Raw genomic sequence first — 20,908 nt, 5'->3', positions numbered from 1 at the left:
CGCCCATTAACAAGGAAGCGCCATGACCAGCAGCACGGAACACGCCCGCCTGTTACGCCTCGCCACCCGTGCGTCGGTGGCGGTGGCGAGTCTGTTGATCGTGACCAAGGCCATCGCCTGGTGGCTCAGTGGCTCGATCAGCATGCTCGCCGGGTTGACCGACTCGCTGCTCGATGGCGTGACCTCGTTTCTCAATTTGCTGGCCGTGCATTACGCCTTGCGCCCCGCCGATGAAGATCACCGCTACGGTCACGGCAAGGCCGAGTCGCTGGCCGGCATGGGGCAAGCACTGTTTATCGGGGTGAGTGCAGTATTGATCGCCTTTCAGGCCGTCGAACGGCTGAAAAACCCCGAGCCGGTGGGCGCACCGTGGATCGGAATTGGCGTGATCGTATTTTCGCTGGTGATGACCGTGGCACTGTTGATGCTGCAACACCGGGTGATCAAGGCCACGGGCTCCAATGCCGTGCGTGCCGACTCGCTGCACTATCGATCGGACCTGATGCTCAATGGCAGTATTTTGCTGGCGCTGGTGCTGACCAGTGTTGGCTTTCCTCAACTGGATGCCTGGTTTGGTCTGGGGATTGCGGTGTATATCCTCTGGAGTGCGATCCAGATCGGGCGTGAGAGTTTTGCCGTGTTGATGGATCAGGAGTTACCGAGTGACATCAGCGAAAACATGCTGTCATTGGCCTGTGCCGTGCCGGGCGTACTGGGCGCTCACGACCTGCGCACACGCATCTCGGGCACTGTCTGGTTTGTGCAGTTTCACCTTGAGCTGCCGGGCGAGCTGACCCTGTCCGCAGCCCATACCATCTGCGACCACGCCGCCGACGCCATCAAGCAGGTTTACCCCCAGGCCGAGGTGCTGGTGCACGCCGACCCGAAGGAAGTGGTTAGGGGCAAAACCTTGTAGTCGCTGCCGCAGGCTGCGAAGGGGATCGCGGAGTCTTTGAGACAACGGGTTGCTACGCAACCCTTCGCAGCCTGCAGCAGCGACTACAGGTGTTCAGGTCAATACGTCACCTGATACCCGCGGCTGCTCAGGCAATTGCCTTGCGCCTGACGATAGGCTTGCACCAGGGCCGGGTCAGGTGCGTAGGTGAGTCTGGCTGGGTCAAAACCGCTTTGATCCACAGCCCAGCGGTAGCAGTCATAGCGATCCTGATCGATTTGCGCCGGGCTCTGGCCATTCATCGGGTAAGCCACCACGTCATAGCCGTTGCTCACTGGTTGCTGGGCAGTCGGGGGTTGAACCACGATGTAGTCCTGGGTTGCGGGTTGATACGCGTAATACGCACCCGCCGCCAGGAACATCAACGTGCTGCCAAACCATACTTCCCGCGCAAACTCAGGCAAATACCCTACGCGAATCCCATAGGGCGGTTGAACCACGATGTACCGCGGGCCTTGTGGGCGATACCAGTAGCCGCCGGAAAAGAAGTAATCCTGACCGCGATAGGGCACTTGCCGGTACTGACCGGGAAAACGGTCAATCACGTAACCGGGCCTGTATTGAGGCCCCGGACCCCAGCCATTTCCGTTCCCGGGCGGGCGCCCGACCCAGCGCTGGTCGTTGGGGTGACGATTATTGGCGCCCGGGTAGTAACCGCCGCCGTGCCAACTCTGATTGCCACCCCGGTTCGGGGCCTGGGTCTGCTGCACTGTATCTGGACGAGACTGAATCGACAGGTTATTACCGGGCTGGACCGGGCGCGCTTGAACAGGGGCTGCGCCCTGTGGACGCCCTTGCCATTGACCGCCATGAGACTGCGCATTCTCTTGTGACGGCCTGTTTTCAGGGCGGGCCGAGGTGTCTGAATGACCCTGCGGGCGCCCTTGCCATTGACCGCCATGGGACTGCGAATTTTCTTGTTGCAGCCTGTTTTCAGGGCGTGGCTGGTTGTCTTGATGGCCTTGGGGGCGCCCTTGGTTGAACTCCTGGCGCGGCTGATTATTACCGCCCTGCCCGTGTTGCTGACCACCATTGGAATGGGCGGGGCGAGCTTCTTGAGGACCGCCTTCACCTCGTTCATCGGCCAATAACTGTCCGCTGACACTCACACAGAGCACGCCAACTGTAGCCAGATGCCAGATGCGCGGTTTCATGCTGTTCCTCACTGCGGGTTAGGTCTTACAAATAAGACTAGGATTTATAGAACCAGTTCTGTGGGAAACAGTCGGGTAAAACTTATTTTTGGCAAACGAAAAAAGGGCGACCCGTCGGTCGCCCCTTGAATTTTCAGTCCTGGCTCAACACTTGTGATGTTGGCTCACCTCGCGCCGTCTTCTGGACAGTGCGTAGCCCGGGGGCCGGAACACCCCTGTGGGGTTGGCGGCCGCGGCTGGCCTGATTCGGCGGGCCGCTGTGGACTCTATGTCCGGGCAGTGATTCTGTTGATAAGAATAGGCTTGAGGGCACAGCAGGCGATTGCGAATATTGCTCGATAAAACATTACTTGCGCAATTTTTGACTTAAGGTGGATACTTTCACGCAATAGTTATGACAAAGGGTAACTTCGTGAGCAAACTCGACCGGTATGACCTGAGCATTTTGGCGGAATTGCAGCGTGACGCACGCATCTCTAACCAGGAACTGGCCGAGCGCATCGGCCTGTCGCCATCACCTTGCTCACGCCGGGTTAAACAGCTGGAGGATGATGGCTACATCAGCCGGCAGGTGGCGCTGCTCGACCGTAAGCTGCTGGGTTTAAGCCTTACGGCCTACGTGCTGATCGGCATGGACCGACACACGCCAGAGCGTTTTGAGAATTTCGAAGCCTGTATTCGCAACCTGCCCCAGGTGTTGGAGTGCAGCCTGGTGACCGGCATGGACGCGGACTACCAGCTCAAAGTGGTGGTAGCCGACATGGATCATTACCAGAAACTGCTGCTGGGGGAGCTGACCCGTATCGAAGGCGTGACCAGCGTGCGCTCGAGCTTTGTGCTCAATCAGGTGCTTAACAGCACCGAGTTGCCGTTGACTCACTTGCGCACGTAAGCAGGCCTGTAGTCGCTGCCGAAGGCTGCGAAGAGGCTGTGGTGAATTCAAGAAAACGGGTTGCGGTGCAACCCTTCGCAGCCTTCGGCAGCGACTACGCAGCTCATCTTCACGACCCAGCTCAACAACCAGCCACTCTTCCCTGGCGTATACTCCTACGGCTTTTTCCCACGATGACGCCGGAGAACACCGATGGATCCTGCCGTACTTGAAGAATGGATGATGACGATTCTGGTCAGTGTGCTGATCATTTTCATGGCCTTTATCGTCTGGGATCTGGCGAAGAAGTCCAAAGCCGGGCGCTTCGGCTCAATGATTCTGTTTTTCGTACTGGGCCTGGGTGTTGCGGCGTTCATCATCAAAAGCGTGGTGATCGGGCTGATTGAATCCGGCGCGCTATAGCCGCGCTGGCACTTCCTTGTATTGCCCCTGCTCCAGCCCTTCAATCGTCCAGTCGCCAATTCGCACCCGCACCAGACGCAGGGTCGGCAGGCCCACCGCGGCCGTCATCCGCCGTACCTGACGATTGCGCCCTTCGCGAATCACCAGCTCCAGCCACGACGTGGGAATGCTTTTTCGAAAGCGCACCGGCGGGTTGCGCGGCCATAGCTGCGGCTCTTCCAGTGCACGTGCTTCGGCTGGCAGGGTCTTGCCATCGTTGAGCTCCACACCCTCACGCAACTGCTGCAATTGCTCTGGCGTGGGCTCGCCTTCCACTTGTACCCAGTAGGTCTTGGGCAATTTGTGCTTGGGGTCGGCAATCCGCGCCTGTAGCTGGCCATCATTGGTCAGCAGCAGCAAACCTTCACTGTCCCTGTCCAGCCGACCGGCCGGGTAAATGCCCGGTATGGGGATAAAATCCTTGAGCGTCGCCCGCCCGCCTTCGTCGCTGAACTGAGTCAGCACATCGAAGGGTTTATTGAACAGATAGAGCTTGGGATCAGACGGCGGCGCCTTGGCCACACGGCGATTGGCAGCTTGAGGGTTTGGACTTTTCGAGGCCGGGCGGCGTGGGGCGGGACGAGACATGACAAAAAAGGACATCTAGCGATCAGGGCTGGCAATGCTAGTCCCCCGATCGCTAAATGACCATCACCGATCAACGGAACGGCGGTTCGTCGAAGCTGCGCAGTTTGCGCGAGTGCAGGGAGTTGAGCTGGCTGCGCATCAAGTCCACGGCGGCAATACCGATTTTCAAGTGCTGGCTCACGGCCCGCTCATAGAAAGCGTTGGCCGAGCCCGGCAGTTTGATTTCGCTGTGCAAGGGTTTGTCCGACACGCACAGCAGCGTGCCGTACGGAACGCGCAAGCGATAGCCCTGGGCCGCAATGGTGCCGCTTTCCATGTCAACGGCCACGGCGCGGGACAGGTTGATCAGCGGGCGCTCCTGAGCCCAGCGCAGTTCCCAGTTACGGTCGTCATAGGTCAGTACGGTGCCGGTGCGCAGGCGTTTTTTCAGTTCTTCGCCGCGTTCGCCGGTGACCTGTGCCGCCGCTTCCTGCAACGCCAGTTGCACTTCTGCCAGAGCCGGAATCGGAATATTGGGCGGTACGACCCGATCCAGAATCCCGTCGCGACGCATGTAGGCGTGGGCCAACACGTAGTCGCCGATGGTTTGCGACTGACGCAGGCCGCCGCAGTGACCAATCATCAACCAGCAATGGGGACGCAGCACGGCAAGGTGATCGGTGATGTTTTTCGCGTTGGACGGGCCGACGCCAATGTTCACCAAGGTCACGCCGTGACCATCGCTGGCCTGCAGGTGATACGCCGGCATCTGGTAACGATGCCACACCACCCCTGCCGCAATGGCCTGGGCTTCGCCGTAGTCCATCGATTTTTCGATGATCACGTTGCCCGGCAACACCATGCGCACAAAGCGCGGGTTGTCCCGCAATTGCTCAAGGCCGTGCAAGATGAACTGATCGACATAGCGATGGTAGTTGGTCAGCAGAATCCACGGCTGCACATGGCGCCAGTCGCTGCCGGTGTAGTGCACCAGACGGCGCAGCGAGAAGTCGACCCGGGCAGCGTCGAACAGCGCCAAGGGCAGCGGATCGGTGTTTTCCCAATCGTACAGGCCATCTGCGATGCCGTCGGTGGCGGCGGACAGGTCGGTGCTGGGGAATACGCGCGCCAACGCGGCTGCGGTCACTCCGGAACCGGCAAGCTCATCCCCTTGTTCGACCACATAGGGATACGGAATATTTTGCTGGCTGACACCGACTTCCACCTCAACGGTGAAATCGCGCATCAACGGCACCAACTGCTCCAGCAGGTAGTTACGGAAAGAGGCGGGATGGGTGACGGTGATGCTGTATGTGCCCGGCAATTGCACTTTGGCGTAAGCACGGGTCAGGGTGGGGATTTCACCGTGAATGGTATTGGTCAGTCGCAGTTCCGGGTAGCGGAACAGGGCGCGCTCTTCGGCACTGGGCTCGACTCGGTCTTTCAGGTAACGCTTGAGTGCCTGGCTCAACGCAGTGGTTGCGCGCTCGTGGAGGGCAGCGAGGCGATCAACGGCCTCTTCAGCGGTGGAAACGACAATAAAAGCTTCGGTCACGATAAGCATCCTGTCTTCTGAACGGGCAGGCCTTTATCTTGCCTGTATCGAGGGGCAAAGACAGCTACAAATGTAGGCATGCCACTGATTTTATGTGGGTGATTTCCTGTGGGAGCTCACATGTTCAGGGGATCCCAGGGGTTGAGCGAGCAACGATCGCGGCCACATTCAAACCCCTTGGCAACGTGCCGTAAACCCGGCCGCTGTTTTGCAGGCGACTGGCGATAAAGGCGTCGCTGACATCGCTGTTTCCCGCTTCCAGCAATAACTTTGCCTGCAGGCCCAGGGCGATGTCTTCTGTCAGTTGCCGCGCGCGGTATTGAATGTCATCGGTGTCTTTAAAGTCGGTTTTAAGCTGTGCAATGTGCTGCGCCAGACGCGTATCACCGTGCCCGTCACCCAGTTCGGCAAACAGCGCATCCAGGACTCCGGGCTCTTTGGACAGGGCTCGCAGCACGTCCAGGCATTGCACATTCCCCGAACCTTCCCACGTTGAATTCACCGGCGCTTCGCGATACAAGCGCGGCAGGATGCTGTCTTCTACATACCCTGCACCACCCATGCATTCGGCCGCTTCGTTGATCATGGCTGGAGCCCGCTTGCAGATCCAGTACTTGCCCACCGCCGTCACCAGCCGGGAAAACCGGGCTTCTTGCGGGTCGTCCAGGTGATCCAGCGCACGCCCCATGCGCAAGCTCAAGGCCAGCGCGGCTTCACTTTCAAGCGCCAGGTCTGCCAGTACGTTCTGCATCAACGGCTGCTCTGCCAACACCCGCCCTCCCACCAGACGGTGAGCACAATGATGGCTGGCCTGGGTCAGCGCCTGACGCATCAAGGCGCTGGAGCCGACCATGCAATCGAAGCGGGTCATGGCGACCATTTCAATAATCGTCGGCACGCCGCGCCCTTCTTCGCCGATCATCCAGGCCAGCGCACCACGAAACTCGACTTCACTGGAGGCGTTGGAGCTGTTGCCCAGTTTGTTTTTCAGGCGCTGGATATAGAACTCATTGCGGCTGCCGTCCGGGCGATGGCGCGGCAGCAAAAAGCAGCTCAGGCCCTTGTCGGTCTGCGCCAGGGTCAGGAAGCCGTCACACATCGGTGCCGAACAAAACCATTTGTGGCCCAACAGTTCGTAGGCCTGCCCCGCTCCCTTGGCTCCCACCGGATACGCCCGAGTGGTGTTGGCGCGCACATCGGTACCGCCCTGTTTTTCAGTCATGGCCATGCCCAGGGTCACGCCGGCCTTTTGGCTGATATCGACATTGCGCGGGTCATAGTCAGTGGCCAGCACTTTGGGCAGCCAGACAGCAGCCAGCTCGGGTTGCAGGCGCAAGGCCGGCACGCTGGCGAAGGTCATGGTCAAGGGGCAGCCGCTGCCTGCTTCGGCCTGGCTGTGCAGGTAGGTCATGGTGGCGCGGGCCACATGGGCACCGGGTTGCGGCTGCGTCCAGGGCAAAGACGGCAAGCCGTGCTCAATCGCCGTGCGCATCAGTTCGTGGTACGCCGGGTGAAACTCCACCAGATCGATCCGATGCCCATAACGGTCATGGCTGACAAACTGCGGTTTGTTTTCATTGGCCAAAAAGCCCGCGACCATCAACGGGCCACCCGCCAGTGCACCGTACTCATCGATCCGCGCCTGTGCCCAGCCCGCACCAAAGTGCTGACTCCACTGTTGCAGCACCCGATCGATCCGGTACAGGTTCACGCCGTCCAGAGACGGCGGCTGATTGGTCACTTGGTGGGTTTCAGCGTATTGATGCAGGTTCATTGCGCGGGCTCCTCTGGCTCTTGCCAATAGAGCCAGTGAAGCACGCATCTGCACCTAAACAAGTGGCATAAACGCCTAAAACTCTGCGTTCTTGCTGCCTTCCCGAATCAAAAGCCGCTGTGCCAAGGCGTGTTGCAGCGCCTCAAACCGTAGCGGCTTGATCAGGTAATCGGTGATTCCGTCGACCTGATCACGGGCCTGATGGGCCTCGAGCTCGGACTCGAACAACGCCAGCACGGGTAGTTGCGCGCACGCAGCCAGTGTCAGCAACTGGCTGCCTATCGATGTCCCCGACACCAGCGCCAGCGGGCACGCCAGCAACACTGCATCGACCCGCTCGCGACGCAGTGCCTCTATCGCCGCCTGCCCGGTGTCGGCACTCAGCACGCGATAACCCAGCTTGAGCAACATGCCTCGCACCATCGCAGGGTTGGAGGGTTCCTCAACCAGCAGGACAACACACTCCCCGGGGGTGCGAACCAGGGTCTGGGCGTGGACCGATACGGGGTGCGGCTGCGGGACTTGAACCGGTGACTCAAGCTCCAGCAACAGTTGGAACTGTGAGCCCTGCCCGGGCTGCGAATGGTGTGTCAGTCGCCCTCCAAGCAGCTCCACCAGACGTCGACAAATCGCCAGGCCGATGCCTAAACCACCATATTCGCGCGTCATGGAACCATCGACCTGGAAGAAGTGCTGGTACAGCTCGGCTTCCTCCTGATGTACGAAACCGATGCCGCTGTCGATGACATTGAACGCCAGCGCCCAACGCCCGGCGTCTGCGGCTTTGCCGGTAACTCGCAGGACCACGCCACCTTCACGGGTGAACTTGATGGCGTTATCCAGCAGGCACTCAAGGCACTGTCGAATTTTCTCGGCATCGCTTACCCAGTGATCGGGTAGGTTGCGTGCCACTTCGTACGAAAACTCCAGGCCTTTTCTACGCGCCGCTGGCCCGAACTGATCACTCAGCCCATGCAGCAGTTCATTCAGGCTGAACGGGCGAGGACGGGCGACCAGTCGACCCGCTTGCAGTTCTGTCAGCACCAGGATGCCATTGACCATGTGCATCATTTCGCGTGCAGAACCTTCTGCCGTCTGGGTGTACTGCGCAAGCTCAGGGCTCATGTCCAGGGTTTTGATCAGCTCCAGCGAGCCAATCACGCCGTTCATGGGGGTGCGCAACTCATGGGTAACGGTTGCCAGAAATTCATCTTTCAATTGGTTGGTACGCGCCAGCTGCTGGTTCATGGCGGCCAGCTTTTGCCCGGACTCTTGCAGCGTGCGCGCCTGCAGGTCACGCATGGCATTGATCCGGTCGGCAAGCGCCAGCGACAGCAGCCCCACCTCAATCGCCGAGCCGATCTGGCTCGCGTACATGGTCAGGAATACGTTTGGCAGATAGCCCAGCACCATCAGCGTATTGACCAGCCCACCGAGCAAAAAGGCCGACCAGGCGATCACAAAGTAGCGCGCGACCCGCAGCCCTCGTATCCAGGCCACCACGCCGGCGGTAAAAATGGTGACGATAAACGCCAGCGCCAGGCCAGTGGCCAGGCGCAACGACACGGCATAGCTGGTGGTCAACGCCAGCACCATCACCAGGGCACCCACTGCCATCAGGAGCATCAGCGCCCGATCAAGCCAGCGACTGTGGGAGGCGGTGTGCAAAAAGGAGCGGGCAAACTGGCAACCGAAAAACGCCGACGCCCCAATCAGGAACGGTGTGGACGCGTTGGCCCACCACGGGTTGTTCGGCCAGAAGTACTGCACCGCTGCGCCATTGACTGACAGCTGATACAAGCCAAAGGAGCCGATGTAGAAGATGTAGTAGAGGTAACTGGTGTCGCGCACGCTGAGGTAAATGAACAGGTTGTAAACCAGCATCCCCAGCAATACGCCATAAATCAGGCCCAGGATATAAATCCGTACAGGTTGTTCTTCGAGGTACGCCTGGGCTGACCACAGCGTTAACGGCGCCTGGACAGAGCCCTGGCTGGAGAGGCGCAAGTACAGGGTCTGGCTTTGCCCCGGGGTGAAGTTGAGTTCAAACAGGTAGTTGTTTTCTTTGATCTGACGATTGTCAAAGGGCAGCGCATCGCCCGTACGTTCGGCGAGTCGGTAGTTGCCTGCGGCATCAGCCAGGTACAGTTCGATGGAATCAAGCGGCGGATAGGCCAATTCCAGCAGCCAGGTGCGATGCACCTGCGGGTCTAGTGGCTGATAGTGCAAATCCACTTTGACCCAGAAGGCCGAGTGCGAGTAGCCCTCGTTCAGCGTGTCTTTGGTGTGTGGCTTGAACAGCTCGTCGCGGGCGGTCACATCTGCCAGAGTCGCTTCGCCGCCCACGTCTTCGAAGACTTGCATCACGCGGCCCAAGGGCAGGCTTTGTGTGGTTTCGTCAAACGTGACTGCGCCAGCCAGCATCGGTAGCCAGCCCAACAACATCATCAACAAATAGCGCATACAGCCCCAACGTAGCTCACTCGATAAACTGCGTCAGCCCATACTCCCTCTGGGATGACGTCGCCCGAATGACCGGTTATTAATTTGAAGGCACTCTAACATAGCCATTAATGGCACATACACACCATGCCAAAAATCAATGCAAAGGCTCTAGATCGGGCATTACAGCGATAGGCGAGTTTTCAAACGGGAAATTTGTCAGGGCAATCAAAAGCTTATAACCAACATTTAACTGCGCACGGACCAAGCGCCCCAAAAAACCGTTTGGTGGTAAGCTCGCGCACCATGAATATCTACAGCTCTCGCCCCGTTGTCCTCTGTCTCTCCGGCCATGACCCCAGTGGGGGTGCCGGCTTGCAGGCAGATATCGAAGCCCTGCTGGCTCAAGGCTGTCACGCCGCCCCGGTGGTGACCGCCCTGACTGTGCAGAACACCGTCAATGTCCGCGACTTCCGCGTGCTGGATCGTGAGTGGGTGCTGGCCCAGGCCGACGCCGTGCTCAGCGACTCCACCGTTGCGGCGGTCAAGCTGGGCATGCTCGGCTCACTGGAAATGGTCGACACCGTGGTCGAACTGCTTCAGGCCCACCCGCATCTGCCAATGGTCTGCGACCCGGTGTTGCGCGCAGGCGGCGGCGGGCGACTGGGCAAGGACGAAGTGGGCTACGCGATGCGCGAACGCCTGCTGCCCCTGGCCACCATTGCCACCCCCAACCTTCCCGAAGCCCGCATCCTGGCCGAACTGCCCGAGGGCAGCGCTGATGAATGCGCAGAAAAACTCCTGCCCTTTTGCAAGCACCTGCTGATCACCGGCGGTCACGGTGATGAACACGAAGTCCATAATCGCCTGTACAGCCGCGACGGTAGCCGTCATACCTTTACCTGCCATCGCTTGCCCGGCAGCTATCACGGCTCGGGTTGCACCCTGGCCAGCACACTGGCCGGACGGCTTGCCATCGGTGAAGAACTGGTCAGCGCCGTGCAGACCGCGCTCAACTACACGTGGCGCACCCTGCGCGATGCCGAGCAACTGGGGCAGGGGCAGTTTGTACCGCGCCGCTTGCCGCTGGACTTCTGCTCGTAACGAATGAGGCACGAACCATGACACTGCGCGGCCTGTATGCAATCACTGACAGCCAACTGCTGGCCGGCAAACTGCTGCCCTACGTTGAGGCGGCCCTCGATGGCGGCCTGACGCTGTTGCAATATCGCGACAAAAGTAACGATGACGCCCGTCGCCTTCGCGAAGCCGAGGCATTGCGCGGTTTGTGCGAGCGCTACAAGGCGCACTTGATCATCAACGACGATGCCGAGCTGGCCGCGCGCCTGGGCGTGGGCGTACACCTGGGGCAAACCGATGGCCCGCTGACACCGGCCCGGGCACTGCTCGGGCGCAATGCCATCATTGGTTCCACCTGCCATAGCCAGATTGAGCTTGCCGAGCAGGCCGCCAAGGAAGGGGCAAGTTATGTCGCCTTTGGACGCTTTTTCAATTCCAGCACCAAGCCCGGCGCCCCGACCGCAACCCTGGACGTACTGGACCAGGCTCGCGCCCGGCTCAACCTGCCGATTTGTGTGATTGGCGGCATTACCCTGGACAACGCGGCCCCACTGGTTGCCCACGGCGCCGACCTGCTGGCCGTGGTGCATGGCCTGTTTGGCGCCCGGGACGCCCAGGAAGTCACCCGCCGCGCCAAGGCGTTCAACACCTTGCTGTCTATTTAAATACCGAATCCTGATTCAGAGAGAGCCCACCATGTCTCGTTCCGAAACCCTGTTTGCCAATGCTCAAAAACACATCCCCGGCGGCGTGAATTCGCCTGTGCGTGCGTTCAAGAGCGTGGGCGGCACCCCGCTGTTCTTCAAGCATGCTGAAGGCGCCTACGTCACTGACGAAGACGACAAACGCTACGTGGATTACGTCGGCTCGTGGGGCCCGATGATTCTGGGTCACAGCCACCCGCAAGTACTGGATGCGGTGCGTGCGCAACTGGAACACGGCTTGTCGTACGGTGCTCCGACCGCCATGGAAACCGAAATGGCAGACCTGGTGTGCTCCATCGTGCCGTCGATGGAAATGGTGCGCATGGTCAGCTCCGGCACCGAAGCCACCATGAGCGCCATCCGCCTGGCCCGTGGTTTCACCGGCCGCGACAATATCCTCAAGTTTGAAGGCTGCTACCACGGCCACTCCGACAGCCTGCTGGTCAAGGCTGGCTCAGGCCTGCTGACTCAGGGCGTACCGAGCTCGGCCGGGGTTCCGGCTGATTTTGCCAAACACACCCTGACCACCGCGTTCAACGACATTGAAGCGGTTGAAAAACTATTGGGTGAAGTCGGCGACACCGTGGCCTGTATCATCGTCGAGCCGGTGGCCGGCAACATGAACTGCGTACCGCCTGCGCCAGGTTTCCTGCAAGGCCTGCGCAGCCTGTGCGACAAACACGGCGTGGTGCTGATTTTTGACGAAGTGATGACCGGTTTCCGTGTTGCCCTGGGTGGCGCTCAAGCCCATTACGGCGTCACCCCGGACCTGAGCACCTTCGGCAAGATCATCGGCGGCGGCATGCCGGTTGGCTGCTTCGGCGGCAAACGCGAAATCATGCAGCACATCGCACCACTGGGCCCGGTTTACCAGGCTGGCACTCTGTCCGGCAACCCGCTGGCAATGGCTGCAGGCCTGACCACCTTGCGCCTGATCAGCCGTCCGGGCTTCCACGCCGAGCTGAGCGATTACACTACCCGCTTGCTGGATGGCTTGCAGCAGCGCGCCGACGCGGCAGGCATTCCATTTGTCACCACCCAGGCCGGTGGCATGTTCGGCCTGTACTTCAGCGGCGCCGACGACATCGTCACCTTCGATGATGTGATGGCCAGCGATGCCGATCTGTTCAAGCGTTTCTTCCACCTGATGCTCGACGGTGGCGTGTATCTGGCACCCAGTGCTTTTGAAGCCGGTTTCACCTCGATCGCCCACGGCGAGACCGAGCTGCAACTGACCCTGGATGCTGCAGAGCGTGCATTTGCCGCACTGAAGTGATCCACAAAAACGGCAAGGGTTGATGCCCTTGCCGTTTTTTTATGCCCGTAATGGCCTGATCTTTTACCCCGCCCGTCCAAAATCGTCTTAAATCAATGGATATCGCGGTCACGCAGCAGAAAAACGAGTAAAGACTTTGTAAGGTTGCCTCTGCTTATTTCATAATGCGCGCCTACACATCCCACGGTCGGGTTAACCCGCCTTTCAGAGGTACGTCGATTCCCATGAACCGCACCGGCCGCGCCCTTGCACTGGGCTGCCTGTTGCTCCTACAACCGCTGCTTGTCCAGGCAGGCGGTAACTCGTTGTTGATCCCAGCGATGGGTCGCTGCACCCTCAATACTCAGCCTGAAGACCTCGCCGAGGCGCTTGCGGCATGCGTTGAAGCGGCAAAAGCCGGGGATGCAGAAGCCGAATACGAGTTAGGCGAGTTCTATTACGACGGTAAAAACACCCCTCGCGATCTTAATCAGGCATTGAGCTATTTCGAGCAAGCGTCGCTGCAAGGTCACGCCATGGCTCAATTCCAGCTCGGCACCATGTTCTTCAAGGGCGAAGGTGTACCGGCCAATAACATCCAGGCGTATATCGTGCTGAAGATGGCCGCGGTCAACGGCGCCGAAGACGCACTGGACACTGCCGACCTGGTAGCCGAGCAAATGCCTCGCGACCAGCTGGAAACCGCCACCCAGATCCTGGGGCAGATTTTCCGCAAGTACTTGCAGGAACTGCAATCGACCGATGCCCGCTCGCCGTTTTCGCCGCTGCCTTAAATCAAGGCCAGCACAAAGCCTGCAGTCGCAGCCTTAGCCCATCCCGGCAGACGATTCCCGACAGAATAAACGGCCTTACTTTTCCGGCATCGGAAACGGAAACGGCATCACGTTGCTCACACCACGGGCTTCGCTGATTTTGGGAGTGCCCAAGCGCTCAACCTCGTCGATACGCACAATCGAGTGCATCGGCACAAAACTGCGCACCACACCTTCGAACTGGGCCTTGAGTTTTTCTTCACTCGGGTCGACGACCATTTGCGTGCGCTCACCGAAGACGAATTCCTCAACTTCCAGGAAACCCCACAGATCACTTTGATAGATCTGCTTGGCGTACATTTCGAACACCTGGCCCTGGTTAAGGAAAATCACCTTGTAGATTGGAGCTTCACGTTTGGTCATGGTGGGCGGGTAAGCATCTGGAGGTATAAAAGAGGGCGCGAACTATAGCATAGCCGTCAGACGCACAACGCTAGGAAGCAACGGCCATGACCCCTATAATGCGCGGTTCTTTGAATCACTTGATGAACACCCATGGCCAAGAAGCTTTACATCGAAACCCACGGTTGCCAGATGAATGAGTACGACAGCTCGCGCATGGTCGACCTGCTGGGTGAACATCAGGCCCTGGAAGTCACAGCGCGCGCCGAAGACGCTGATGTCATCCTGCTTAATACCTGTTCGATCCGTGAACGCGCCCAAGACCGCGTGTACTCGCAACTGGGTCGCTGGCGTGAATTGAAACTGGCCAACCCCGACATGGTGATTGCCGTGGGCGGCTGTGTTGCCAGCCAGGAAGGTGCGGCGATTCGCGATCGCGCCCCTTACGTGGATGTGGTATTTGGCCCGCAAACCCTGCATCGCCTGCCAGAAATGATCGACGCTGCGCGCATCACCAAGCTGCCGCAGGTCGACGTGTCGTTCCCCGAGATCGAGAAGTTCGACCATCTGCCAGAACCGCGCATCGACGGCCCAAGCGCCTACGTCTCGGTCATGGAAGGTTGCAGCAAATACTGCACATTCTGCGTGGTGCCTTATACCCGCGGCGAAGAAGTCAGCCGCCCGTTCGATGACGTGCTGGCCGAGGTGATTCACCTGGCCGAAAACGGCGTACGTGAAGTGACCCTGCTCGGCCAGAACGTCAACGGCTACCGCGGCCTGACCGAGGGCGGCCGCTTGGCCGATCTTGCCGAACTGATTCGCGTGGTTGCCGCGATCGACGGGATCGAGCGCATTCGCTACACCACCTCCCACCCGCTGGAGTTCTCCGACAGCCTGATCCAGGCCCACGCCGAAGTCCCGGAGCTGGTCAAACACCTGCACTTGCCGGTGCAATCGGGCTCTGACCGCATCCTGTCGGCCATGAAGCGCAACCACACGGCACTGGAATACAAGTCCAAGCTGCGCAAACTGCGCGCTGCCGTACCGGGTATCTGCATCAGTTCCGACTTTATTGTTGGCTTCCCGGGCGAGACCGAAAAAGACTTCGAACAAACCATGAAGCTGATCGAAGACGTAGGTTTCGACTTCTCCTACTCCTTTGTGTACAGCCAGCGCCCGGGCACCCCGGCAGCAGACCTGACAGACGACACGCCGGAAGAGCGCAAGAAGGAGCGTCTGAACGCGCTGCAACATCGCCTCAACCAGCAGGGTTTTGAGATCAGCCGCCAAATGGTGGGTTCCATCCAGCGGATTCTGGTGACCGACTACTCGAAAAAAGACCCTGGTGAACTGCAGGGCCGCACCGAGAACAACCGGATCGTCAACTTCCGCTGTGACAACCCGCAGTTGATCGGGCAATTCGCCGATGTGCACATCGATGCTGCCCAGCCGCACTCGTTGCGGGGCTCGCTGCTGAACTGACCACACGCAATCAACTTCTGTGGGAGCGGGCTTGCTCGCGATGCATGCAACGCGGTCCGGCTGGACGAGTGCGGTGATGCAATCGCGAGCAAGCCCGCTCCCACATCAAACATTTGGTTAAGTCCTTTCACGCTTGACCTGCTAGCGTTATCCTTAATTCCATCTCAATTGCCTAAGGGCGGCTAAATACGACCTTGAACGCACCCATCGAACCACATCGCTTTCTTCTCGAGCCATTTGAGGCTCGCCGTTTCGCCAATCTGTGCGGGCAATTCGACGAGCACTTGCGCTTGATCGAACAACGCCTGACGATCGAAATCCGCAATCGCGGTAATCAATTCGAGCTGATCGGCGACCCCAAGCTGACCTCTTCCGCTGAACATCTGCTGCGCCGCCTGTACCGTGAAACCAGAGCCTGCGAGCTTTCACCGGACATGGTGCACCTGTTCCTGCAGGAATCTGCCGTCGAAGACCTGGCCAGTAATCCGGTGGCTGAAGCCAGTGTTTCGCTGCGTACCAAAAAGGGCATGATTCGCCCCCGAGGCATCAATCAGCAGCGCTACGTCAAAGAAATCCTGGGGAACGACATCAACTTCGGGATTGGCCCAGCGGGTACGGGTAAAACCTATCTGGCCGTGGCCTGCGCCGTTGATGCCCTGGAACGCGAGCAAATCCGCCGCATCCTGCTGGTGCGCCCGGCCGTTGAAGCCGGCGAAAAACTCGGTTTCCTGCCTGGCGACCTGTCGCAGAAAATCGACCCGTACCTGCGCCCGCTCTACGACGCGCTGTACGAAATGCTGGGCTTTGAATACGTGGCCAAGCTGATCGAGCGCCAGGTGATCGAAGTTGCGCCACTGGCCTACATGCGTGGTCGCACGCTGAACAACAGCTTTATCATTCTCGACGAAAGCCAGAACACCACCGTCGAGCAAATGAAGATGTTCCTGACCCGTATCGGCTTCGGCTCGACCGCCGTGATCACCGGTGACATCACCCAGATCGACCTGCCTAAAGGCACCAAATCAGGGCTGAACCACGTCATTGAAGTGCTCAAGGATGTACCGGGTATCAGCTTTACTCACTTCCAGTCCAAAGACGTCGTGCGCCACCCGCTGGTGCAGCGCATTGTGGAAGCCTACGGGCGCTACGAACAGGAAGCCGCCGACAAGCTGGCCGCACTGCCCGCTGCAAAGGATTACCGTCACGATGCTTGAGCTTGACCTGCAACTGGCCACCGAGGCAGCCGCCCCCACCGAAGCCCAGTTCCGCCAATGGTGTGAACTGGCCCTTCGTCAGCGTACCGCCGATTCGGAAATGACCATTCGCCTGGTAGACGAAGCCGAAGGCCGCGAGCTCAATCACACCTGGCGCCAGAAAGACTACGCCACCAACGTGCTTTCCTTTCCGGCTGACGTGCCTGACGAATTCCTCGATATCCCGTTACTGGGCGATCTGGTGATTTGCGTGGCCGTGGTTGAACGCGAAGCCACCGAACAAGGCAAAAGCCTCGAGGCCCATTGGGCCCACCTGGTGATTCATGGCTGCTTGCATCTTCTGGGTTACGACCATATAGAAGACGAAGAAGCCGAAGAAATGGAAGCACTGGAACGAACGTTGCTTGCTGAACTGGGTCATCCAGACCCGTATGCAGACGACGAAACCGAATAACACCCACTGAAACGACCAAGGGATACGAGTAAATCGCTATGAGCGAAGACCGATCGAGCAACGGGCAAAAGTCATGGTTGGGTAAGCTGACCCAGGCCTTTGCCCATGAGCCGAAAAACCGCCAGGAGCTGCTTGAGCTGCTGCGCGAAGCACACCAGAACAAACTATTGGACAGTGAAGCGCTGGCCATCGTCGAAGGCGCCATTCAGGTGGCTGACCTGCAGGTACGGGACATCATGGTTCCGCGCTCGCAGATGATCAGCATCAAGGCGACCCAGACCCCCCGTGAATTTCTCCCGGCGATCATTGAGGCTGCGCACTCGCGCTACCCGGTGATCGGCGAAAGCCATGACGACGTCCTGGGCGTCCTCCTGGCCAAAGACTTGCTGCCGCTGATCCTTCAGGAGAACGGCGACAAGTTCAACATCAAGGATTTGCTGCGTCCGGCGACGTTTGTCCCTGAGTCCAAGCGTCTGAACGTGTTGTTGCGTGAGTTCCGTGCCAACCACAACCACATGGCCATCGTGATTGACGAATACGGCGGCGTGGCGGGCCTGGTAACGATTGAAGACGTTCTGGAGCAGATCGTCGGCGACATCGAAGACGAGCACGATGTCGAGGAAGACAGCTACATCAAGCCGCTGCCCAGCGGTGACTTCCTGATCAAGGCCCTCACCCCCATCGAGAACTTCAACGAGTTCTTTGACACCGAATTCTCCGACGATGAATTCGACACTGTCGGCGGCCTGGTCATGAGTGCATTCGGGCACTTGCCAAAACGCAACGAAACCACTGAAATCGGTCCTTACCGCTTCCGCATCCTCAATGCGGACAGTCGCCGGATTCATTTGATTCGCCTTACGCCTATCGCCCGCTAAACCTCAATACCAAGGATTGAAATGCGCTGGATAACCTCCCCCGGCTGGCCCGGTAACTTGCTGGCCGTGGTGGCCGGCGCACTGACAACCCTGGCGTTGGCACCTTTCGATATCTGGCCACTGGCACTGGTTGCCCTGGCCATTTTCTATCTTGGCTTGCGTGACCTGTCCCCAAGACAGGCGCTGGGCCGTGGCTGGTGCTACGGTTTTGGTCTGTTTGGCGCCGGCACCAGCTGGATCTACTACAGCATTCACCACTTCGGCGGCGCGTCTGTGCTGCTGGCCGGACTGCTGATGCTGGCGTTCACGGCAGCTATTGCATGGTTCTTCGCCCTCCCCGCCTGGCTCTGGGCACGCTGGATTCGCCGCAACGAAGCGCCACTGGCCGACACATTGGCGTTTGCGGCCCTGTGGGTCGCACAGGAAGCTTTTCGTGGCTGGTTCCTCACCGGCTTCCCCTGGCTGTACTCCGGTTACAGCCAATTGGACGGCCCACTGGCCGGCCTTGCCCCTCTGGGCGGCATGTGGCTGATCTCCTTTACCCTGGCCCTGACCGCAGCACTGCTGTGCAATCTGCCGCGCCTGATCAAGGCCAAACGCAAAGCCTTTGTAGCGGCTGGTTTAGTGTTACTGATCGGTCCGTGGTGCCTCGGCCAGGCACTCAAGCATCACGCCTGGACCAGCCCTTCGGGTGATCCACTGAGCGTCGCGGCCATCCAGGGCAATATCGAACAAAGCATGAAATGGGATCCGGCGCAGCTCAACGCGCAACTGGCCCTGTACCGCGACATGACATTGAGCTCCAAACGCGTTGATCTCATCGTTTGGCCAGAAACCGCCATTCCCGTACTCAAAGAAAACGCTGAAGGCTTCTTGAGCATGATGGGGCGGTTTGCCGCTGATCGAAACTCGGCACTGATTACAGGCGTGCCTATCCGCCAGGAAGTACGTCACGAGCCGCGCTACTTCAACGGTATTACCGCCGTTGGTGAGGGTGACGGTGTTTATCTGAAACAGAAGCTGGTGCCGTTTGGCGAATACGTGCCGTTGCAGGATGTCCTGCGCGGCCTGATCGCATTCTTCGACCTGCCGATGTCGGACTTCGCCCGAGGCCCGTCTGATCAGGCCATGCTGCAAGCGAAGGGTTATCAGATCGCGCCGCTTATTTGCTATGAAGTCGTCTACCCGGACTTCGTGGCCAACCTCGCCGCCCAAAGCGATATTTTGCTCACCATCAGTAACGACACCTGGTTCGGCACCTCGATTGGCCCGCTGCAACATTTGCAGATGGCACAAATGCGCGCCCTGGAAGCAGGCCGCTGGATGATCCGGGCAACCAACAATGGCGTAACGGCTCTGATCAATCCGTTCGGCCAGATCACCACCCAGATCCCGCAGTTTGAGCAGGGCATCATGTATGGCGAAGTAGTCCCCATGCACAACTTCACGCCTTACCTGCAATGGCGCTCGTGGCCGCTGATCATCCTGTGCAGCCTGCTGATTGGCTGGGCACTGATCACCAGCCGGATTGCCAAGACGGTGTAGTGGCAGCCGGGCTTGCATCGCGAGCAAGCCCGCTCCCACAAACAGCCAGACGCCCCGCCTCTCAGTTACCGGTAAAAAAGCGGATAGGACATCTGCCCGACCGCTTCATTGATCAACAGCCCGGACTGCCAGAACGATTTGTATTCGGGCATCCAGCCCCCCAGCGGCCGAGCGTTGTCAGCACTCAAGAATCCAACGGGAGCGGGTACAACCTCAAAGCCCGCCTTTTCAAAGCTCCACACCGAACGCGGCATGTGCCAGCCGTGGGTGACTACTACCACGCGTTTGATACCCAGCGGCAGCAGAATGTCTGCAGTCATTTTGGCGTTTTCCCACGTGGTACGGCTTTGTTCTTCTTTCCAGCGCACGCTCACACCAAAGTCATCACGCAACGAGTCCGCCATCAACTGCGCCTCGCTGGGGGGCGTGCCGTAGTGCAAACCTCCCGTGGTCAGTACCGGCAAACCTGAAGCCTTGGCCAGCCGGGCCGCATATCGCTGGCGTTCCAGGCCTATTCCCGTCGGTTGATCGCTGCCCCATGCCGGGTCTCCCCGCTCACGGCCCGAGCCCAGCACCACGATTGCATCCGCCCGCTGCGCAAGCCTGGACCACTCGCTTTGGGCCAACGGCGGCTCGCTCTCGAGCACCCGCGCGCCCCATTCCACCATCACGGGCAAACTCATCAGCCAAAAACCGCCCACCCCCAAGGCGAACAGGACACCCGCCAAACGCGGGCGCGAACGACGCAACCACCAGGCAAGCACCAAGAGGAGTAAAAGAATTCCAGGAGGTAATAGAAGTTGTTTTAAAAAATATCGAATAGGCATCGAGCATCTCCAAAGATGCCCGAAGCCTAAGGGGGTTGAGTGAACGCATCAACAGCGCAGGTGAGAAACCCAAACACAAACGCCTGATACATCAACCCGGGGTACAACCTTTCTTGATGCGACTTTTTCTGAAGGCCCGGCCTGAATCGTTGAATCGCCGTAAGGCCCTAAGCTCCCTGCACCCTGTCTTTAAGCCAGATGACCTTGGCCTTGGCCTTGGCCTTGGCCTTGGGGGCATCCTGCATGTTCCTGCTGCCTTGCGAGCGTTCAATCGCCTCACGCCCCATCCGATTCAAATAGAGGTTGATCAACTCTAGCTCGGCACGACTCAAGCCTCGCAACTCCAACTCGACTGGACGTTCATCACGTAATTGGACAGCCGTCTTTGCTGAATCAAGAGCCACACTTAAACGATCAATCAGCCGCTCATACACTTGCGATGTTGTTGCGCTGCGTTGCAACTCTGCCATCCGTCCACCTCATTAAAGGAAATGTATCTCCCCCAAAGAGAGCT

Annotated in this window: 20 protein-coding genes; 12 read left to right on the top strand and 8 right to left on the bottom strand. The window is 59.1% G+C overall.

Annotated elements, in window-relative coordinates; genetic code table 11:
* The first annotated feature begins 22 nt into the window (after window positions 1-22).
* Complete coding sequence (locus KO536_RS18995; RefSeq protein WP_219262643.1) at window positions 23-916, top strand: cation diffusion facilitator family transporter; 894 nt, start codon at window positions 23-25, stop codon at window positions 914-916.
* Between the two features lie 98 nt (window positions 917-1,014).
* Here the strand turns inward: KO536_RS18995 and KO536_RS18990 are convergent, their stop codons facing one another.
* Window positions 1,015-2,109 carry a DUF6515 family protein gene (locus KO536_RS18990; protein ID WP_133076998.1) on the bottom strand — a complete coding sequence of 365 codons (1,095 nt, stop codon included), beginning with the start codon at window positions 2,107-2,109 and terminating at the stop codon, window positions 1,015-1,017.
* A gap of 394 nt (window positions 2,110-2,503) precedes the next feature.
* On the opposite strand from KO536_RS18990, the gene KO536_RS18985 reads away from it, so the two are divergent.
* Both KO536_RS18985 and KO536_RS18980 read left to right on the top strand, forming a co-directional pair.
* The gene (locus KO536_RS18985; RefSeq protein WP_173667388.1) at window positions 2,504-3,001 is read left to right on the top strand and encodes an Lrp/AsnC family transcriptional regulator; all 498 of its coding nucleotides are present in this window, start codon (window positions 2,504-2,506) and stop codon (window positions 2,999-3,001) included.
* Between the two features lie 192 nt (window positions 3,002-3,193).
* Window positions 3,194-3,403 (top strand): DUF2788 domain-containing protein, encoded by a 210-nt coding sequence (locus tag KO536_RS18980; protein ID WP_016779292.1) that lies wholly within the window; start codon window positions 3,194-3,196, stop codon window positions 3,401-3,403.
* Here the strand turns inward: KO536_RS18980 and KO536_RS18975 are convergent.
* The 4 genes from KO536_RS18975 to KO536_RS18960 all read right to left on the bottom strand — a co-directional run bounded on the left by KO536_RS18975 (window position 3,398) and on the right by KO536_RS18960 (window position 9,801).
* Window positions 3,398-3,964, bottom strand: a complete 567-nt coding sequence (locus KO536_RS18975) for a pseudouridine synthase (RefSeq protein WP_162207952.1) — start codon at window positions 3,962-3,964, stop codon at window positions 3,398-3,400. The genes KO536_RS18980 and KO536_RS18975 overlap by 6 nt on opposite strands.
* A gap of 136 nt (window positions 3,965-4,100) precedes the next feature.
* On the bottom strand, window positions 4,101-5,573 hold the full coding sequence (amn, locus tag KO536_RS18970; RefSeq protein WP_219262642.1) for an AMP nucleosidase: 1,473 nt from the start codon (window positions 5,571-5,573) through the stop codon (window positions 4,101-4,103).
* 115 nt (window positions 5,574-5,688) lie between these two features.
* A complete protein-coding gene (locus tag KO536_RS18965; protein ID WP_219262641.1) occupies window positions 5,689-7,338 on the bottom strand; it encodes an acyl-CoA dehydrogenase family protein in 1,650 nt (549 codons plus the stop codon).
* A gap of 75 nt (window positions 7,339-7,413) precedes the next feature.
* Complete coding sequence (locus KO536_RS18960) at window positions 7,414-9,801, bottom strand: hybrid sensor histidine kinase/response regulator (protein WP_133077001.1); 2,388 nt, start codon at window positions 9,799-9,801, stop codon at window positions 7,414-7,416.
* A gap of 285 nt (window positions 9,802-10,086) precedes the next feature.
* Between KO536_RS18960 and KO536_RS18955 the strand changes: the two genes are divergently transcribed.
* The 4 genes from KO536_RS18955 (at window position 10,087) to KO536_RS18940 (ending at window position 13,613) form a co-directional block, all read left to right on the top strand.
* Window positions 10,087-10,884, top strand: coding sequence for a hydroxymethylpyrimidine/phosphomethylpyrimidine kinase (locus KO536_RS18955; protein WP_133077002.1), 798 nt, complete (start codon window positions 10,087-10,089; stop codon window positions 10,882-10,884).
* Between the two features lie 17 nt (window positions 10,885-10,901).
* Window positions 10,902-11,525 (top strand): thiamine phosphate synthase, encoded by a 624-nt coding sequence (gene thiE, locus KO536_RS18950; RefSeq protein ID WP_133077003.1) that lies wholly within the window; start codon window positions 10,902-10,904, stop codon window positions 11,523-11,525.
* A 31-nt stretch (window positions 11,526-11,556) separates the two neighbouring features.
* On the top strand, window positions 11,557-12,840 hold the full coding sequence (hemL, locus tag KO536_RS18945; protein WP_219262640.1) for a glutamate-1-semialdehyde 2,1-aminomutase: 1,284 nt from the start codon (window positions 11,557-11,559) through the stop codon (window positions 12,838-12,840).
* A 224-nt stretch (window positions 12,841-13,064) separates the two neighbouring features.
* Entirely contained in the window at window positions 13,065-13,613 is a 549-nt protein-coding gene (locus KO536_RS18940) for a tetratricopeptide repeat protein (RefSeq protein ID WP_019824185.1), read from the top strand.
* A gap of 75 nt (window positions 13,614-13,688) precedes the next feature.
* Here KO536_RS18940 and KO536_RS18935 read toward each other — a convergent pair whose 3' ends face one another.
* On the bottom strand, window positions 13,689-14,015 hold the full coding sequence (locus tag KO536_RS18935; protein WP_019411970.1) for a DUF1820 family protein: 327 nt from the start codon (window positions 14,013-14,015) through the stop codon (window positions 13,689-13,691).
* Window positions 14,016-14,147: 132 nt separating this feature from the next.
* Here KO536_RS18935 and miaB point away from each other — a divergent pair, with 132 nt between their 5' ends.
* From miaB to lnt, 5 genes are all read left to right on the top strand, one after another.
* On the top strand, window positions 14,148-15,476 hold the full coding sequence (gene miaB, locus KO536_RS18930) for a tRNA (N6-isopentenyl adenosine(37)-C2)-methylthiotransferase MiaB (protein ID WP_133077005.1): 1,329 nt from the start codon (window positions 14,148-14,150) through the stop codon (window positions 15,474-15,476).
* A gap of 194 nt (window positions 15,477-15,670) precedes the next feature.
* Window positions 15,671-16,690: a PhoH family protein gene (locus KO536_RS18925; protein WP_133077006.1), complete on the top strand. Its 1,020-nt coding sequence runs from the start codon at window positions 15,671-15,673 to the stop codon at window positions 16,688-16,690.
* Window positions 16,683-17,144, top strand: coding sequence for an rRNA maturation RNase YbeY (gene ybeY, locus KO536_RS18920; protein ID WP_133077007.1), 462 nt, complete (start codon window positions 16,683-16,685; stop codon window positions 17,142-17,144). The genes KO536_RS18925 and ybeY overlap by 8 nt, the downstream gene beginning before the upstream one ends.
* Before the next feature lie 38 nt (window positions 17,145-17,182).
* Window positions 17,183-18,022, top strand: a complete 840-nt coding sequence (locus KO536_RS18915) for an HlyC/CorC family transporter (RefSeq protein ID WP_019824191.1) — start codon at window positions 17,183-17,185, stop codon at window positions 18,020-18,022.
* Between the two features lie 21 nt (window positions 18,023-18,043).
* Complete coding sequence (gene lnt, locus KO536_RS18910; protein ID WP_133077008.1) at window positions 18,044-19,567, top strand: apolipoprotein N-acyltransferase; 1,524 nt, start codon at window positions 18,044-18,046, stop codon at window positions 19,565-19,567.
* 65 nt (window positions 19,568-19,632) lie between these two features.
* Here the strand turns inward: lnt and KO536_RS18905 are convergent, their stop codons facing one another.
* Window positions 19,633-20,394 (bottom strand): YdcF family protein, encoded by a 762-nt coding sequence (locus KO536_RS18905; RefSeq protein ID WP_133077009.1) that lies wholly within the window; start codon window positions 20,392-20,394, stop codon window positions 19,633-19,635.
* Window positions 20,395-20,561: 167 nt separating this feature from the next.
* Complete coding sequence (locus tag KO536_RS18900; protein ID WP_219262639.1) at window positions 20,562-20,864, bottom strand: hypothetical protein; 303 nt, start codon at window positions 20,862-20,864, stop codon at window positions 20,562-20,564.
* Window positions 20,865-20,908 lie beyond the last annotated feature (44 nt).

This window comes from Pseudomonas sp. NKUCC02_KPG (assembly GCF_019345465.1).
Classification (GTDB): domain Bacteria; phylum Pseudomonadota; class Gammaproteobacteria; order Pseudomonadales; family Pseudomonadaceae; genus Aquipseudomonas.
The sequence above is the reverse complement of the archived record's forward strand: the minus strand, read 5'-3'. Positions and strand labels throughout refer to the sequence as shown.